The sequence below is a fragment of the Limnohabitans radicicola genome, from assembly GCF_014837235.1.
In the GTDB taxonomy this organism is placed as follows: domain Bacteria; phylum Pseudomonadota; class Gammaproteobacteria; order Burkholderiales; family Burkholderiaceae_C; genus Limnohabitans_A; species Limnohabitans_A radicicola.
In genome coordinates this window covers 40,902-57,730 of record NZ_JACYFT010000002.1, presented here as the reverse complement: position 1 = coordinate 57,730, position 16,829 = coordinate 40,902, and the positions used below count along the sequence as shown (strand labels likewise).

The following is a 16,829-nucleotide window of genomic DNA, read 5'->3' as shown; positions in this document are numbered from 1 at the left end:
GATTACCGTCTCGGTCTGTTCTTCAACACAGACCGTCAAGCCCCATGCGCCTTCATGGCCTTGCCCACTTCCAGCGCGCCCTGCTCGGAACCCGCCTTGGGCACCAGAGCGCTCGTCAGGTCGGTCACCTGCGCCAGCGCTGCGGCCAGGCGCTCAGGAGTGTCGGGGCCCACGCCCAGGTACACGCCCTGGGTCAAGGTGATCTGCGCCGCCTCAAAGCCGCCTGCGCCTGCGCACAGGATGGTGCGGTTGGGCGCATCCTCGCTGGCCATGACCAGCATCGCGGGCACCACGGCACTGGGCTCCAGGGCCTTGAGCACCTGCTCGGGCATCAGGCCTTCGGTCATGCGGGTGGCGGCGGTGGGGGCCAGCGCGTTGACGCGGATGTTGTGCTTCTCGCCTTCGATCGACAGGGTTTGCATGAGGCCCGCCAGCGCCATCTTGGCCGCGCCATAGTTGGCTTGGCCAAAGTTGCCATAGAGGCCGCTTGACGAGGTGGTCATGACCACACGGCCATAGTTTTGCGCCTGCATGATGGGCCAGACGGCCTTGGTGCAATGCACCGCGCCCATGACGTGCACGTCCATCACCAGCTTGAAGTCGGCCAGCTCCATCTTGGCGAAACTCTTGTCACGCAGGATGCCCGCGTTGTTGACCAGGATGTCCACCCGGCCCCAGGCCTCCATCGCCTGCTTGACCATGTTTTGCACGGCTTCAAAGTCGGTGACAGACGCGCCGTTGGCAATCGCTTCGCCACCCGCAGCGCGGATCTCGTCGACCACGGCCTGCGCCGCCGACACCGAGCCACCCACGCCATGCACGTCGCCGCCCAGGTCGTTGACGACCACCTTGGCGCCACGCGCGGCCAGCGCCAAGGCGTGCTGTTTACCCAGACCGCCGCCTGCGCCGGTCACAATGGCCACGCGGCCTTTGAATTCGATGCTCATGGGATTTTTCCTTGTGGGTTGAAAGCTGCGAATGGCTGCCGCTGTCATGTCCTTGACACGCCAACGGCCTGTTGTCAGTGTTCTACTCTACTGGAGCCGCATACTCCGTGCTGTAGCCCGCTTGACAGCGGCCCCCACTCAATTGCGCACTGACCTCAGCCCATGGAACTCAACACAGAAATCATCACCACCCCGCCGCTCGATGCAGCCACCGTGATCCTGCTGCGTGACAGCGCCGAAGGTCTGCAGGTGCTGCTGATGCGCAGGCACCAGGCGTCCAATGTGCTGGGCGGCGCTTATGTGTTCCCCGGCGGCAAGCTCGACGCTGACGACCACCACCCCCAGCTGATCGCGCGACTCAGTCAAAGCCCGGTGCAGCTGCAGCAGCGCTTGAACGAGCCCGAGCTGGCCCCCGAGCGGGCAGCGGCGCTCTTCATGGCGGCCATTCGCGAAGCGTTTGAAGAGTCTGGCGTGCTGCTGTGCCAGTCGGCTGCAGGGGCTGACGCAGCGCACGTCAGCGCCTTGCAGCAAGCCCTGGCCCAGGGTCAAAGCTGGGGCGCGGCCCTGCAAAGCCTGGCCCTGCAGGTGCAGGCCGAAGCCCTGGTGCCCTGGTCGCGCTGGATCACACCGCGCCAGGCCTCGGTCACCAACAAACGTTTTGACACCCGCTTTTTTGTGAGCCACGTGCCCGAAGACCAGATCGCCCAGCACGACAACCACGAGACCACCGACAGCATCTGGATCAGCCCTGCGGCGGCGCTGGGCCGCTACGTGGCGGGCGAGATCGAACTGGCCCCGCCGCAGATCATGAGCCTGGTGCACCTCAAGCAACACGCCAATGCGCACAGCGTGCTGGCCGAGGCCATGCAGCGCAAGCCGCCCGTGGTGCAGCCCGAGCCGTTTGACGACGAGGGCACGCGCGTCATCTGCTACCCCGGCGATGAGCGGCACCCGGTGTCCGAGCGCGCATTCCCCGGTCCAAGCCGACTGCGATTCACAGACGGTCGTTTTGAGCCCGAAGGCGGTTTGGCCCGTTTGCTTGATTAAAATAAGACATTCAAAAATGAAATCTTAATAATTAATTAAATGCCATGAACACCAGTCCCGACTTCCAGTTTTTGTCGATCTCCCGGGCGATGGAATACATCGGGGACGAGACAGGCGTCATGACCCTGATGCAAACCCTGCGCCAAAGCCTGAGCGATGACTTGCCGCGCATTGAACAGTGCCTGGCCGCCAGCGATGTGAAGGGCGCCAATGAATGGCTGCACCAACTCAAGGGCTTCACCCCGGTGTTTTGCACCGAGGCACTGGTGACAGAAGTGGTGAGCGTCGAAGCCCTGAGCAAACACGGCAGCGCCACAGAAGTTCAAGCGGCCTACGCCCAGCTGGCGCCCAAACTGGCTGAGCTGCAAGCCGAAGTCGACCGCCACATCGCTGCCAACCCCTGAGCCGCTCGGCGACCTGAGCGCCTGCGTTCAGTGCAGGTTTGGGGCTTGGGCCTGAATCCAGGCATCGATCTTCGACGAATCGTGCACCAGCCGCATCTCGTCAAACGCCTGCTGTGCCTCGGGGTAGGCGCGGCGCAGGTAGTTCAGCCACTGCTTCATGCGCCCGGCACGGTGCCGGGGCGTCACGCGCCGGGTCACACTCTGCCAGAACACCGGCATCAAGGCTTTGACCTCGCCCCAGCTCAGGGCCGTGCCTGCTGCAGCGTTGTCCCCGGCATCATGGCGTGCAATGGCCAGCGCCAGTCCCGGGTCTGACACCATGCCGCGGCCGATCATGAGCCGCTCGCAGCCCGTCACCTCACGGCAACGCAGGGCGTCCTGCACCGTCCAGATCTCGCCATTGGCCACCATGGGCAGCTTCACGCACTGGCGCACATCGGCAATGCGGTCCCAGTACGCGGGCGGCTTGTAACCATGCACCTTGGTGCGGGCGTGCACCACCAGATCGCTCGCGCCCCCCGCCTCGATGGCCTGGGCGCAGTCCTCGGCGCGGCTGTCGTCCTGGTAGCCCAGGCGCATCTTGGCCGACACCGGGATGTGCGCGGGCACCGCACGGCGCACCGCCGCCACAATGCGACCCACCAGTTCGGGCTCGTCCAGGAGCACCGCGCCGCCCCGGTGCTGGTTCACCGTCTTGGCCGGGCAGCCAAAGTTCAGGTCAATGCCCGCAGGCGCCAACTGCGCCAGCACGGCGGCGTTGTCGGCCAGGCACTCCGGGTCCGAGCCCAAAAGCTGCACTCGCACGGGCACGCCCGAAGGCGTGCGGCTGCCGTTGAGCAACTCGGGCACCACCCGCAAAAACGCACGGCGCGGCAGCACCGTGTTGGTCACGCGGATGAACTCAGACACACACATGTCCACCCCGGGCACCCGCGTGAGCGTGTCACGCAGCCCGTGGTCGAGCAGCCCTTCCATCGGTGCCAGCCAAATGCCCACGACGCATCCATCCTGTGGCGGTTTCAACCGAGCGCGCGTTTGAGGCGCAGCTCTTCCACCTTCACCCCGCCCAAGGGCACAGTGCGGGCGGTGTTCATCTCGCGCTTGAAGCCTGCGGCGTCAAAAAAGCGCAAGGCCTTGTCGCTGCGCAGGGGCACCCACACGGTCACATCGGTGCAGCCTTCGTCTTGCAGGCCTTCGTTGGCTGCGTCCCACAGGGCCAGGCCCACGCCTTCGCCCAGGCGGTCGGGGTCCGCATAAATGGCCCAGATCTCGCCGGTGGTGTTTTTGGACTTGGGGTCACGTGAGCGGTCAAAACCCACAAAGCCCACGATCTCCGAGCCTTCAATGGCCACCAAGACCTGTGGCTCACCGTACTCGATGGCTTCCTTCCAGAAAGCCACGCGTTTGGCGGGTGGTGTGCTGCTCCAGTGCGCGTCAGGCACCACGCCTTCGTAGAGGGTGCGGCTGGCGATCAGGTGCAGGTTGGCCACCGCGGCAGCGTCTTGCAAGGTGGCGTATCGGACTTGGATATCGGACATGGGTCAAACTCGGACAAAAAATCGGACCGGACAGGCCATTCCCGCCGGGCACAAAACCCGACATTGTCGCTGGTTCGGTTATCGTCAGCAGATGAACCTGAATTTCCGTCCCTGGGTGGCCGCCAGTCTGGCCTGTCTGGCGCTGCTGGTGGGCAGCCCCGTCCTGGCCCAGAAAACCCGTACCATCGAAGACAGCATGGCCGAGCGCACCCGCGCCTGCACCGCCTGCCACGGCGACCAGGGACGCGCCGGGCCGGACGGCTACTACCCACGCATCGCGGGCAAACCTGCGGGCTACCTCTACCACCAGCTGCGCAACTTCACAGAGGGCCGCCGCCACTATGGGCTGATGATCCGCCTGGTCGACCCGCTCTCGGACGCCTACCTGCGTGAAATCGCCGAGCACTTTGCCAGCCTGCACCTGCCCTACCCCGCCCCCACACCCTCGACCCTCAAGCCCGAGCAGCTCGCGCGCGGCCAGCAACTGGTCACGCGTGGAAACAAAGCCCTGGGCCTGCCCGCCTGCGTGGCATGCCACGGCGAGCGCCTCACAGGCGCACAACCGAACGTGCCGGGCCTCTTGGGCCTGCCACTGGACTACCTCAACGCCCAACTGGGCGCCTGGCAAACCGGGCAGCGCCGCGCCCACGCCCCCGACTGCATGGCCGAAGTCGTCAAGCGCCTGCCGCAGGGCGACATCATTGCCGTCTCCAGCTGGCTCGCCAGCCAGCCACTGCCCGCCGACACCCGCCCCGCAGCGCAAACGCCCCGGCCCGCACTGGACACGGCGTTTCGCTGCGGTAGCGCGCCCGAATTGAGCGCAGCCACCGGAGGCCGCCCATGAGCAGCGCTGCCCACACCCCACGGTCCACGCTGCTGCGCACCTCTGGCCGACTGCTGCTCGCAGGCCTGGCCCTGCTGGTCGCGGCCGTGGTCTGGGACAACTGGGGCGACCTGCTCAGCTCGCCTGCTGCTGCCCCCACAGCATCGTCACCTGCCACGCCCGAGACCCTGCAACGCGGCCAGTACCTGGTGCAAGCGGGCAACTGCATCGCCTGCCACAGCGATCGGGGCCGCCCACAACTGGCGGGTGGCCGCGCCATCGAAACGCCGTTTGGCCCCGTCTACAGCAGCAACCTCACGCCCGACCCCGACACAGGCCTGGGCCGTTGGAGCGCCCAGGACTTCTGGCAGGCCCTGCACCACGGACGCTCACGCAGCGGTCGCTTGCTGACTCCGGCCTTCCCCTACGAGCACACCAGCGTCATCATCCGCGAAGACAGCGACGCCATGTTCGCCTGGCTGCAAAGCCAAAGCCCCGTCCAGCAAGCCCAACCGCCCCACGAGCTGACCTGGCCGCTGGGCACGCAGGCCGCGCTGGCCGTCTGGCGCAGCCTGTTCTTCAGCCCTGCACCATTTGCGCCCGACGCCCGGCAAAGCGCCGAATGGAACCGGGGCGCTTACCTCGTGCAGGGCCTGGGCCACTGCGCGGCCTGCCACAGCGCACGCAATGCACTGGGCGCCACCGCTGGGGTGAGCGACCTGTCTGGCGGCCTCATGCCCGTGGTCAACTGGTACGCCCCGGACCTCACCAACGACCGCGAAACCGGTCTGGCCAGCACCCCATTGACCGATGTGGTGCGCTTGCTGCGCACAGGCACCAACGGTCAGGCGCAAACCAGCGGCCCCATGAGCGAAGTGGTGCAGCACAGCCTGCAGCACCTGAGCCAGGCCGACGTGCAGGCCATGGCCGTGTACCTGCAGTCGCGCGCCCAGGCCTCCACGACTGCGACGGCTCCCGCCACAGCGCCTGTGCGCATCCCGTCCACCGTGGCCGAACGCGGCCTCAAGGTCTACGACCGCCACTGCGCCACCTGCCACGGTGAGCAGGGCCAAGGCGCGCCGGGCATCTACCCGGCCCTCGCAGGCAACCGCGCCGTGCTGCTGGGCGAGCCGACCAACCTGGTGCAGGCCCTGCTGTACGGCGGCTACGGCCCGGCCACCGCAGGACACCCCCGCCCTTACGGCATGCCGCCTTTTGTGCTGGAGCTGGACGACCGCGACATCGCCGCCGTGCTCACCCACATCCGCAGCCAGTGGGGTAACCAGGCCAATGAAGTCACGCCGCTGCAGGTCAACCGCATCCGGGCCGCCAGTGCGCAGTGATGAACTGTTGCAGGTGGTGCACGAAGACGCCCACTTGCTGGTACTGCACAAACCGGCAGGCCTGCTGACCATTCCCGGCCAAAGCCCGCACCAGCAAGACTGCCTGATCACACGTGCCCGCCAGCGTTGGCCCGATGCCCTGATCGTGCACCGGCTCGACCAGGCCACCTCGGGCCTGCTGATGCTGGCGCGTGGCCCGGCCATGCAAAAAACCCTGAGCATGGCTTTTGAAAAACGCCAAGTCCACAAACGCTACGAAGCCGTGGTGCAAGGCATGCCCGCAGCCCAAGCCCACAGCGATGGCTGGAGCGAGATCGACCTGCCCATCCGCATCGACTGGCAAAACCGCCCACGCAGCATCGTCGATCCCCTGCGGGGCAAACCCAGCCGCACGCGCTGGCAAGCCATCGGAGCGGGGCCCTGGCCAGACACCACGCGCCTGGCGCTTGAACCGCTCACCGGCCGCACCCACCAGCTGCGGCTGCACCTGATGGCGCTCGGCCACCCCATCGTGGGTGACCCGCTGTATGCAGAGCCGCCCTTTCAAACGCTGGCGCCGCGCCTGCTGCTGCACGCCTGCAGCCTGCGCCTCGCCCACCCGGTGAGTGGCGAGCCGCTCGCCCTGTCACTTGCGGCACCGTTTTAGGTCGCTCTGATCCGGAAAATAAGCATTTACCCAGCGGAGACACGCCATGACCCACGCGCTCTACATCCTGACCGGTGCCTCACGCGGCATGGGTCTGGCCATGGCCCAGCGGCTGCTGCAGCCCGGTCACAGCCTGTTGTGCATTTCGCGCCACGCCAACGCCAAGCTGGCCCAGGCTGCTCAAAAAGCCGATGTGCCGCTGGCCCAATGGACGCACGATCTGGCCGACGGCCAAGGCGCCAGCGAACGTGTACGCGACTGGCTGCAAAGCCAGAGCGCAAGCGACTACAGCAGCGTCACCCTGATCAACAACGCGGGCGTCATCCCCCGCATCGCCCCGCTCAGCCACAGCGACCCGGCTGAACTGGCGTGGGCCTTGCGTGTGGGGCTCGAAGCCCCCATGCAACTGTGCGCCGCCTTTCTGGGTGCAACCGAAGCTTGGCCTGTGCCCCGCAAGGTGCTCAACATCTCCTCTGGCCTGGGCCGACGCGCCATGGCATCGCAAGCGGGCTACTGCGCGGCCAAGGCCGGCATGGACCACTTCACCCGCTGCATGGCGCTCGACGAGGCCCTCAAGCCCCACGGCGCGAAAGTGTGCTCGCTGGCCCCTGGCGTGATCGACACCGACATGCAGGTGCAGCTGCGCGGTGCGGCCGCCCAAGACTTTCCGGACCAAGAGGGCTTCAAGCAGCTCAAAACCACGGGCATGCTCAGCACGCCCGAAGAAGCGGCCGCCAAAGTGCTGGCCTATCTGGACCGGGCGGATTTTGGTGCGCAAGCGGTTGGCGATGTGCGCGAGGCCTGAAGCCTGCTGTGTCAGTCCTGTGTAGTCATTGGCACGGACACTGATTCACTGAACCCAGACCCGAAACCCTTTTTTTCAATCCCTGGAGACATTCCCATGAGCCGTGAAGTTGTTGTTGTCAGCGGTGTGCGCACCGCCATTGGTACCTTTGGTGGCAGCCTCAAAGACATCCCCCCCACCGACTTGGCCGCACTGGTGGTGCGCGAGTCGCTGGCACGCTCGGATGTGGACGGCCAAGATGTCGGCCATGTGGTGTTTGGCCACGTGGTCAACACCGAACCCAAAGACATGTACCTCTCGCGCGTTGCAGCGATCAACGGCGGCTGCGCCGAAGGCACACCTGCATTCAACGTCAACCGCCTGTGCGGCTCGGGCTTGCAGGCCATCGTCTCGGCCAGCCAGGCCATCTTGCTGGGCGACACCGACATCGCCATCGGCGGCGGCGCAGAAAACATGAGCCGCGTGCCCTACGCCAGCTTGAACGCTCGCTGGGGTGCCCGCATGGGTGACACCAAGATGGTCGACATGATGATCGGCGCGCTGCACGACCCCTTCCACAACATCCACATGGGCGTGACCGCCGAGAACGTGGCCGCCAAGTACGGCATCACCCGCGAGATGCAGGATGCGCTGGCAGTGGAGAGCCACAACCGCGCCGAGCGCGCCACCGCAGCCGGTTACTTCAAGGACCAGATCGTGCCCGTCATGCTCAAGAGCAAAAAGGGTGACGTGGCCTACGCCACCGACGAGCATTTCCGCGCTGGCTGCAAGCTCGAAGACATGGCCAAGCTCAAGCCCGTGTTCGCCAAGGAAAACGGCACCGTGACTGCAGGCAACGCCTCGGGTATCAACGACGCGGCTGCGGCCGTGGTGCTGATGGAAGCCGGTGCGGCCAAGGCCCGTGGCACCAAGCCCCTGGCCCGCCTGGTGGGCTACGCGCACACTGCGCTGGACCCCAAGATCATGGGCGTGGGCCCGATCTCGGCCACACAAGCCGTGCTGAAAAAGACCGGTCTGAGCGTCCATGACCTCGATGTGATCGAGGCCAACGAAGCCTTTGCCGCCCAGGCCTGCGCCGTGACGCGCGAGCTGGGTCTGGACCCGGCCAAGGTCAACCCCAACGGTTCGGGCATTTCCTTAGGTCACCCCATCGGTGCCACGGGCGCGCTGATCACGGTCAAGGCCATCCACGAACTGCAACGCGTCAACGGCCGCTACGCACTGGTGACCATGTGCATCGGCGGCGGTCAGGGCATCGCAGCGATCTTCGAGCGCATGTGATCTTTGGGCGGTCTCGAGCTTGAACTTCGTTCTTGCTCGTGCCGTCACAGGGTGCAGAGACTCATTGGCGTTTTTGCTGAGACCGCCACAGCCAGGCGCAGCGCAGGGCTCCTCATGGTTCGTGCCTCACAAAATCGTCGCCCTGCGCTGCGCCTGGCTGCGGCTCATGGGTGGTTCGTGCTGCATCGCTCTTGCTGCTTCACAGCGAGATTCTCAGCTCACTGGCGTCCAAAAGTTGTTCAGCGGTCCCTCCCTGTAGGAGCGACGCCCTCGTCGCGAAAGGGCCTCTGCACCCGCCCAGTCACAACAAAGGCCGCAACTCCCGCGCCGCCTCCAGCAGCAAGGGCAGCCACTTGCGCTGCACAGCGGCGTCTGACAGCTGTTCGGCGGTGCCCACCACATTGAGCGCGGCCAAGGTCTGGCCCTGCATGTTGCGCAGCGGCACGGCCAGCGCGTGGATGCCCAGCTCGTGCGCATCGCGGGCCAGGCAGTGGTCGTCGCGGCGCACCTGGTCGATCAGCGCTTTGAACCGCGCCGTGCCCACCTCGGTCTGCGGGGTGATGCGGGCCAGCTCGCGGCCTTTCAGCCAGGCGTTGAACTCGGCCTTGGGCCAGCACGCCAGCAGCATGCGCCCGGTGGACGTGGCATGCGCGGGTAAGCGCGCGCCCAGGTGCAGGCCATAGGCCAGGTGCCGCACGGGCTCGGCCACGCCCGCGCTGCGGGCCACGATCACGCCCTCGCCGCCATCGAGCACCACCGCACTGAAGGCCGCCTGTGTCTGCTGCGCCAAGCGGTTGAGCGTGGGCTGCAAGGTGCGCGGCAGACGCGAGGTGGCCATGTAACTGCCCGCAAAGCGCAGTACCCGTGCCGACAGCCAGTAGTGGCTGCCATCGGTCTCCAGATAACCCAGCTCGGTGAGGGTGAGCAAATGCCGCCGGGCAGCCGCCCGGGTGATGCCCGTGCGCTGCGCGGCCAGCGTGGCGTTCAGGCGCTGACGTTCGGTGTCAAAGGCTTCGAGCACGGCCAGGCCTTTGGCCAGGCCTTCGATGTAGTCCGCTTTGGCGATGGGCATGCATGGCTTTCTTGAGGCACATCAATTGCGCGATCATCGCACAAAGTATCTGTCTTTCGCACAAACTCCCTCAACCGATGCTACCAAGGTCCGGCTTCTTGCCTAAGCTTGCATCCATTGTTTTGAGACCTTTGACGGAGACACCCCCATGACCAAAGCCACCCGCACCCAGGTTGCCATCATTGGCGCAGGCCCTTCGGGCTTGCTGCTGGGGCAGCTGCTCTACAAAGCCGGTATCGACGCCATCATCCTGGAGCGCCAGACCGGTGACTATGTGCTCTCGCGCATCCGCGCCGGGGTGCTGGAGCAAGTCACCATGGACCTGCTCGACGAAGCGGGTGTGGGCCAGCGCATGCATGCCGAAGGCCTGGTGCACGGCGGCTTTGACCTCTTGTTCAAGGGCGCACGCCACCGCATCGACATGCACAAACTCACCGATGGCAAGAAGGTGATTGTGTACGGCCAGACCGAAGTCACCCGCGACCTGATGGACGCGCGCCAGGCGGCAGGCTTGCCCACCGTGTACGACGCACACAACGTGCAGGTGCATGAGTTTGACTCTGCCAAGCCCCGCGTCACTTACGAAAAAGATGGCCAGACCCACACCATCGAGTGCGACTTCATCGCGGGCTGCGACGGCTTTCATGGTGTGTGCCGCGCCAGCGCTCCCAAGGACAAGATCCGCGAATACGAAAAGGTTTACCCCTTCGGCTGGCTGGGCCTGCTGTCCGACACCCCGCCCGTGCACGAAGAACTCATTTACGCCAACAGCACACGCGGCTTTGCCCTGTGCTCGCAGCGCAGCGCCACCCGCAGCCGCTACTACCTGCAGGTGCCTCTGACCGACAAGGTCGAAGACTGGAGCGACGACGCCTTCTGGGAAGAGCTGCGCAACCGCCTGGACCCCGAAGCCCGCCAGCACCTGGTCACCGGTCCCAGCATTGAAAAAAGCATCGCCCCGCTGCGCAGCTTCGTGACCGAGCCGATGCGCTTTGGCCGCATGTTCCTCGCGGGGGATGCCGCGCACATCGTGCCGCCCACCGGTGCCAAGGGCCTGAACCTGGCCGCCACCGATGTGAAGTACCTGTCCACTGCCATCATCGAGTACTACCAGGACAACTCCGAAGCGGGCATCGACGCGTATTCAGAGCGTTGCCTGCGCCGCATCTGGCGTGCTGAGCGCTTCAGCTGGTGGTTCACCAGCCTGATGCACCGCTTCCCCGGGGAAGGCGAAATCTCGCAGAAGTTCCAGGAAGCCGAACTCGACTACCTGATCCACAGCGAGTCGGGCGCCAAAACCATCGCCGAAAACTACGTCGGTCTGCCGCTGGACTTTGGCGACAAGTGACGGTGATGCTTTGAGTGTGGGAACAACGCCCTCGTCGCGATGGAGGGCCCCGCGCCCGTGCACAGGCCCTATCGCGGCGGGGGCGCCGCTCCTACAAAAGACCGGGCCGTTCCCACTATGATCTGCGCATGAGCACCACCCAACCCCTTCGCGGCATCCGCGTCGTCAGCCTGGCCCTGAACCTGCCTGGCCCTGCAGCCCTCATGCGTCTGGCCCAAATGGGCGCGAAGTGCACCAAGATCAATCCGCCCTCTGGCGACCCGATGCAGCACTACACGCCCAGCGGTTACGACTTGCTGCACACAGGCGTCAAGCACCAAACACTCGACCTCAAGACCGCTGCCGGCCAAGCCGCGCTGCACAAGCTGCTGCCCAACACCGACCTGCTGCTGACTTCGTTCCGCCCCTCGGCCCTGACCAAGCTGGGCCTGAGCTGGAAAACCCTGCACAAGCAATACCCCGCGCTCAGCTTGATCGAAGTGGTCGGTGCCCCTGGCCCGCTGGCCGAGATCCCGGGCCACGATTTGACGTACCAGGCCGAAGTGGGCTTGGTCAATGGCATGGACTTGCCCCCGAGTTTGTTTGCCGACATGGGTGGCGCGCTCATGGCGAGCGAAGCCGCGCTCAAAGCCCTCATCTCGCTCAAGACCACGGGCAAAGGCTCACGCCACGAAGTGGCCCTGTCCGACGCTGCCGCCTGGCTGGCCCTGCCCCGGCAGCTGCGCATGACCACACCCGACGGTGCGGTGGGCGGTGCGCACGCGGGCTACCGCATCTACGCCTGCAAAAACGGCCGAGTGGCTGTGGCGGCCCTCGAGCCGCACTTTGCAGTCAGCCTGTGCGAAGCCGCTGGCGTGCAACTGGCGCACCCGGTCAAGGACCTGTTCAAGCCTGCGACCCGCAAAGCCATCGAGACCTTCCTGGCCAGCCAGACCCGGGCCCAGCTCGACAAACTGGCCACAGCCAAAGACATCCCGCTGATGACGCTGCCGCGCTGAACGCGCTCAGTCGGGCAAGGGATCGGGCAAACGCTTCAAAGTGCGGACCTTGGACGCGCTGATGATGATGGCCTGTACGCCAAAGCCCAGCACCACGCACCACAGACTGACCGACACCGGGAAACTCACCCCCACCACACCGCCCAACGCCGCCCCCAGCGGACGCGCGCCTGTGCTGACCACGATGTTGATCGATGTGACCCGCCCGATCATGGCGCGGGGTGTCACCGTCTGGCGCAGCGTGGTCGAGGTGATGGTCCAGATGATCGGCCCTGCCCCGAACAAAAAGTAAGACAACGCGGCCAGCCAGCCGTGCGGCCAGAACAAGGTCAGGGCCATGGTGAACGCCGCCAGCACCGAGAAATAAGGCCCGAGCAAAATCGCCTGCCCGAACGGCAGCGCCCGCACCACACGCGGCGCGAGCAAGGCCCCCACGATCATGCCCACGCCGTAGCACGCGAGCGTCACCCCCACACCGCTGGCGTCCAGGCCCAGGTCGTGGATCGCATAGGGCACATACGCCGCCTGCAGCATGAACCACGATATGTTCCAGGCGATCGAGCAAAACACGATGGGCCGCAGCAAATCGCTCTGCCACACCCACTTGGCACCGTCCTGCAGCTCCAGCAAAGGGTGGCGCGCAGGCATGGCGGCGCGCTGGGGCTCGGCAATGCCACGCAGGCACAGCACGGCCGACACCGACAACATGCCCGACAACACAAACGCTGCAGACGCCCCGGTCCACGCGATCAAGGCCCCGGCCAAGGCCGGGCCTGCCGCAAACGCTGCACTGCGTGCCAGCTCCAGCCGCCCATTGGCCTGCGCCAAACCATCGACCTGCACCAGCGCGGGCACGAGTGAGGGCGCGGCCACGCTGAACGCCACCGTGCCCACCGCCGCCAAAAACCCGATGACCGCCAGCGCCGTGATCGACACATGGCCTGTGATGATCAGCGCCAACAAAAGCAACAAGGCCACCGCCCGCAGCGACTCGGCCAACGCCATCAAGCGGGTGCGCGAGGTGCGGTCGGCCAAGAGGCCCAGCGGCATCGACAGCAGCAAAAACGGCAGCGACTGGATCGAGGCCAGCAAACCGATCTCGCCCGGCCCGGCTTGCAAAAGCAGCACCGCCACGATGGGCACAGCGGCCAGGCTCAGCTGCTCGGCCGATTGAGCCAGCAGATTGGACCAGGCCAACCGTTTGAATGAGGGCGTGAAAAATGAGGACATCCAAGGCCTTTCGATGCCCCCATCGTAATGTGCAGGCCGCCCAGAGCAGGTCGCGTGGGCATCACGCTGACACTCAGACCTTCATGACCAGACAGACGTCGATTCAGCGCGGGGAAAGGCCAGGGAAAGTTGGCTGAAGTTGGGCTTGGTCTTTTCCTGACCGATCCAATAGCAGTCACACACCCGTGCCTCCAAGGCCTGGCGATCGACCACATCGATCACACCGCGTTTGACGAGGATGTGGCCACGCTCCATCAATTTGCCCAAGGCCAGCGTGATCGCTTCGCGCCGAAAGCCCAGACGATCTGCAATTTCCTGGTGCGTCATCGGGATTTCGGACTCAAATGTGCGGTCCAAGGTGATGAGCATCCAGCGCATCATCTGTTTCTCGACCGAATGGTGTTTGCAGCACACAACGGCCTGCGACAGCTGCGCGATTGCCCGCCCCATCAAGCGCATCGCCGACTGCACGAACATCGGGCAAGTGGGCATCAATCGGTGCAGTGTAGAAACCAATAGCTTGTACGCCAGGCCACTGCTGCGCACGTTGGCTCGGTAAAAACACGGGCCGAAAACCGCGCAATGCCCCACCATGGAGGACTTGCCCAACATGTAGGTTTCGACGCTGAAGCCGTCCTCCATGTCTTTCATGACCGAAACCATCGCCCCAATGGGGAAATACACATGGCTGGGCAAATCACCAGGTTGAAACAGGTCCTGCCCTTTGGACAAACTGGTCAGCTCCAGATGGGGCCTGAACTGCTGGTATTCACTGTCGGGCAATTGTGCAAGTAACTCGTTGGCGCGTGGTGGCATAGGGACACTTTTCGAACGGTTTTTAAAATGACAAAACCACTCTAAAACTTCAAATGCACCAACTTTGTGTGGAACAACACATAGGCAAAAATTTATTAACAAAAAATTGTTTTGACATTTTTGCCATGAATCGGTGTGTCCCTTGCTCACAAGAAGTGTCCATCGATCAGATGTGAACTTTGAGACAGCAAGTGCCAGAAAAACAATACCTCTGTCAAAAAACAAAGCATTCAGACACGCGTTTGATTTGTCGCCAAGGTGGCTGCGAACGCAGTGCACGCAGGCCGTTCGCGGGTCAGCACCCTTGTCGCAAAGACGCAAATCCTGTTGAATCCAGGCAACAACTTCAGACCACTGCCCAGACAGGACACCCACATGAGGCCCATCCATCACAAACTGTTCGGCGCCGCCTTGCTCGCTTTGATGGGCCACACCGCCCAAGCCCGCGTCACCCGCATCGTGATCGACGACACCCGGCCTGTGCCTAGCGTGCCCGGCAAACCCGCAGGCATCGCATACGAGCAAGTCGTTGGCCGCGCCTTTGGCGAACTGGACCCCAAGCTCGCGCAAAACGCCATCATCCAGGACATCGAACTGGCCAAAGACACCGACGGCAAAGTCCGCTACGTGGCCTCGTTTGCGATCTACAAACCCGTAAACCTCCAAGACGCCAGTGGCCTCATGTGGCACGACGTGCCCAACCGGGGCCGGGTGGGCTTGCCTGCTGAGCAAGAACTGGCTGTAGGCGACATTGGCCTGTTCAGCGCCTGGCAAGGCGACAACGCAGGCGCCACCACCGTCAAGCCCAAGGCCAGCATCGACGGCATGCAGTTTTTGCAAGTGCCTGTGGCCCGCAACCCCGACGGCAGCCCCGTCCAGGGTCAGGTGTTCGCACGCATCGTCAACCGCACAGGTGCTGCATCGCAGCCGCTCATGGTGCAGACCAACCCCGTACCCTACAAACCCGCGAGCCTCGACACCGCCAAAGCCACCCTGGTCTCACGCGGGCGCGAGAACATGAATGGCGAAGTCTTTGACGAGCAAACCATCGCCCCCACCGACTGGGCCTGGGCCAAATGCGACGCACAAAATCCATTCCCCGGCATGCCCGACCCCACACAGATTTGCCTGAAAAACGGCTTTGACGCCAAGCGCCTGTACCAGGTCGTCTTCACCGCGCAAGACCCCTATGTGTTGGGCATCGGGTTTGCAGCCTGGCGCGATGTGGCCGTGTTCTTCAAGCACGCCAAGGCCGACGACGCGGGCACCCCCAACCCGGTGGCCAACACGGTGACGCACAGCATTGCAAGGGGCATTTCGCAGTCGGGCAACTACCTGCGCGGCTGGCTGCACCTGGGCTTCAACCGGGACGAAACGGGTCGGCAAGTGCACGAAGGCTTGTGGCCCATCATCGCGGGCCGCCGCATTGCACTCAACTTCCGCTGGGCGCAGCCTGACGGCGTGCTGGAGCTGTACCAAGCGGGCAGCGAAGGCCCGCAGTGGTGGCTGCCCCGCCCCGACCCAGTGCGCGGTTTGCCCGCAGCGGGCATCCTGGACCGCTGCACCCAAACCCGCACCTGCCCCAAGATCATGGAACACTTTGGCTCGGCCGAAGTCTGGGCTTTGAAGCTCACGCCCGAATGGATTGGCACCGACGCCAAGCAAGACCTGCCCCTGCCCGCCAACGTCAAACGCTATTACATTGCCAGCAGCAACCACGGCGGTGGCGCGGGCGGCTTTGACACCAGCATTCCCGGCGCAGGCTTGCCCAAGGCAGGCCCCATGTGCCCCGGCAACAACTTTGGCCAGGGCCTGCTGCCCGCCAACCCCGTGCCGCACAAGGAAACGGTCAATGCTCTGCGCCTGCACTTTCGCCACTGGGTCATGAAAGGCACCGAGCCCCCCGCCAGCCGTTACCCCATGCTGAGCAAAAACCAACTGGCGGTGGCCGAAAAAACCGCGCTGGGCTACCCCACCCTGCCGGGCCTGCGCCCCACGGTGCCCGAGCGTGACTTCATCATGCCCGTGCACGACTACGACTGGGGCCCCGGCTTCAAAGCCATTGACGGCTCGGGCGTGCCCAGCAACGCGCCGCCCAAGATCAAACAGGTGCTGACGATGTACGCCCCCAAGGTGGATGCCGACGGCAACGAAGTGGGCGGCGTGCCCGTGGTGCTGCTCGATGCACCGCTGGGCACCTACCTGGGCTGGAACGTGACCGCAGGCGGTGCGCGCCCCTTCCACCAGGGCGAGATCTGCAACTACGTGGGCGGCATGGTGCCCTTTGCCAAGACCGCTGCCGAGCGTCAGGCCAACAACGACACCCGCCTGTCGCTGCAAGAGCGCTATGGCTCACATGAGGGCTATGTGCAAGCCGTGCGCCAAGCCACCGAACGCGCCATGAAAGAAGGCTTCCTCTTGGCCGAAGACGCCCAAGCCCTGATCGACGCCGCCCAAAAGAGCGCCGTGCTGCGCTGACACCCTGGCCGAACTGGCCAGGCAGGCCAAGTCCAAGCCCGGCAATCCACGCC

The 16,829-nt window shown here is 64.8% G+C and carries 16 protein-coding genes; 10 read left to right on the top strand and 6 right to left on the bottom strand.

Translation table 11 applies throughout. The features are described 5' to 3' along the window. Nucleotides 1-35: 35 nt before the first annotated feature. Nucleotides 36-947 carry an SDR family NAD(P)-dependent oxidoreductase gene (locus tag IC609_RS08020; protein WP_191818996.1) on the bottom strand — a complete coding sequence of 304 codons (912 nt, stop codon included), beginning with the start codon at nucleotides 945-947 and terminating at the stop codon, nucleotides 36-38. 162 nt (nucleotides 948-1,109) lie between these two features. Here IC609_RS08020 and IC609_RS08015 point away from each other — a divergent pair, with 162 nt between their 5' ends. After that, nucleotides 1,110-1,994: an NUDIX hydrolase gene (locus tag IC609_RS08015; RefSeq protein WP_191818995.1), complete on the top strand. Its 885-nt coding sequence runs from the start codon at nucleotides 1,110-1,112 to the stop codon at nucleotides 1,992-1,994. A gap of 44 nt (nucleotides 1,995-2,038) precedes the next feature. After that, on the top strand, nucleotides 2,039-2,398 hold the full coding sequence (locus tag IC609_RS08010; RefSeq protein WP_191818994.1) for an Hpt domain-containing protein: 360 nt from the start codon (nucleotides 2,039-2,041) through the stop codon (nucleotides 2,396-2,398). Between the two features lie 27 nt (nucleotides 2,399-2,425). Here the strand turns inward: IC609_RS08010 and IC609_RS08005 are convergent, their stop codons facing one another. Next, nucleotides 2,426-3,373, bottom strand: a complete 948-nt coding sequence (locus IC609_RS08005) for a tRNA dihydrouridine synthase (RefSeq protein ID WP_191819822.1) — start codon at nucleotides 3,371-3,373, stop codon at nucleotides 2,426-2,428. A 44-nt stretch (nucleotides 3,374-3,417) separates the two neighbouring features. Further along, nucleotides 3,418-3,936: a GNAT family N-acetyltransferase gene (locus tag IC609_RS08000; protein ID WP_191818993.1), complete on the bottom strand. Its 519-nt coding sequence runs from the start codon at nucleotides 3,934-3,936 to the stop codon at nucleotides 3,418-3,420. 91 nt (nucleotides 3,937-4,027) lie between these two features. Here IC609_RS08000 and IC609_RS07995 point away from each other — a divergent pair, with 91 nt between their 5' ends. The 5 genes from IC609_RS07995 (at nucleotide 4,028) to bktB (ending at nucleotide 8,834) form a co-directional block, all read left to right on the top strand. Next, nucleotides 4,028-4,780 (top strand): c-type cytochrome, encoded by a 753-nt coding sequence (locus IC609_RS07995; RefSeq protein WP_191818992.1) that lies wholly within the window; start codon nucleotides 4,028-4,030, stop codon nucleotides 4,778-4,780. Beyond that, a complete protein-coding gene (locus IC609_RS07990) occupies nucleotides 4,777-6,102 on the top strand; it encodes a c-type cytochrome (RefSeq protein ID WP_191818991.1) in 1,326 nt (441 codons plus the stop codon). Before IC609_RS07995 ends, IC609_RS07990 begins: the two co-directional genes overlap by 4 nt. Beyond that, nucleotides 6,050-6,748, top strand: a complete 699-nt coding sequence (locus tag IC609_RS07985; RefSeq protein ID WP_191818990.1) for an RluA family pseudouridine synthase — start codon at nucleotides 6,050-6,052, stop codon at nucleotides 6,746-6,748. The genes IC609_RS07990 and IC609_RS07985 overlap by 53 nt, the downstream gene beginning before the upstream one ends. Before the next feature lie 46 nt (nucleotides 6,749-6,794). Then, entirely contained in the window at nucleotides 6,795-7,553 is a 759-nt protein-coding gene (locus IC609_RS07980) for an SDR family NAD(P)-dependent oxidoreductase (RefSeq protein ID WP_191818989.1), read from the top strand. A 96-nt stretch (nucleotides 7,554-7,649) separates the two neighbouring features. Beyond that, nucleotides 7,650-8,834, top strand: a complete 1,185-nt coding sequence (gene bktB, locus IC609_RS07975; protein WP_191818988.1) for a beta-ketothiolase BktB — start codon at nucleotides 7,650-7,652, stop codon at nucleotides 8,832-8,834. A gap of 301 nt (nucleotides 8,835-9,135) precedes the next feature. Here the strand turns inward: bktB and IC609_RS07970 are convergent, their stop codons facing one another. Next, entirely contained in the window at nucleotides 9,136-9,906 is a 771-nt protein-coding gene (locus IC609_RS07970) for an IclR family transcriptional regulator domain-containing protein (protein ID WP_191818987.1), read from the bottom strand. Nucleotides 9,907-10,054: 148 nt separating this feature from the next. Here IC609_RS07970 and pobA point away from each other — a divergent pair, with 148 nt between their 5' ends. Continuing rightward, entirely contained in the window at nucleotides 10,055-11,254 is a 1,200-nt protein-coding gene (gene pobA, locus IC609_RS07965) for a 4-hydroxybenzoate 3-monooxygenase (RefSeq protein ID WP_191818986.1), read from the top strand. Between the two features lie 128 nt (nucleotides 11,255-11,382). Further along, nucleotides 11,383-12,252: a CoA transferase gene (locus IC609_RS07960; protein WP_191818985.1), complete on the top strand. Its 870-nt coding sequence runs from the start codon at nucleotides 11,383-11,385 to the stop codon at nucleotides 12,250-12,252. A 6-nt stretch (nucleotides 12,253-12,258) separates the two neighbouring features. Here the strand turns inward: IC609_RS07960 and IC609_RS07955 are convergent, their stop codons facing one another. Next, the gene (locus tag IC609_RS07955) at nucleotides 12,259-13,482 is read right to left on the bottom strand and encodes an MFS transporter (RefSeq protein WP_191818984.1); all 1,224 of its coding nucleotides are present in this window, start codon (nucleotides 13,480-13,482) and stop codon (nucleotides 12,259-12,261) included. A gap of 81 nt (nucleotides 13,483-13,563) precedes the next feature. After that, nucleotides 13,564-14,730, bottom strand: coding sequence for a Crp/Fnr family transcriptional regulator (locus tag IC609_RS16240; protein ID WP_333473664.1), 1,167 nt, complete (start codon nucleotides 14,728-14,730; stop codon nucleotides 13,564-13,566). On the opposite strand from IC609_RS16240, the gene IC609_RS07945 reads away from it, so the two are divergent. Continuing rightward, entirely contained in the window at nucleotides 14,674-16,776 is a 2,103-nt protein-coding gene (locus IC609_RS07945; protein WP_191818982.1) for an alpha/beta hydrolase domain-containing protein, read from the top strand. The two genes, IC609_RS16240 and IC609_RS07945, sit on opposite strands and share 57 nt — an antisense overlap. Nucleotides 16,777-16,829 lie beyond the last annotated feature (53 nt).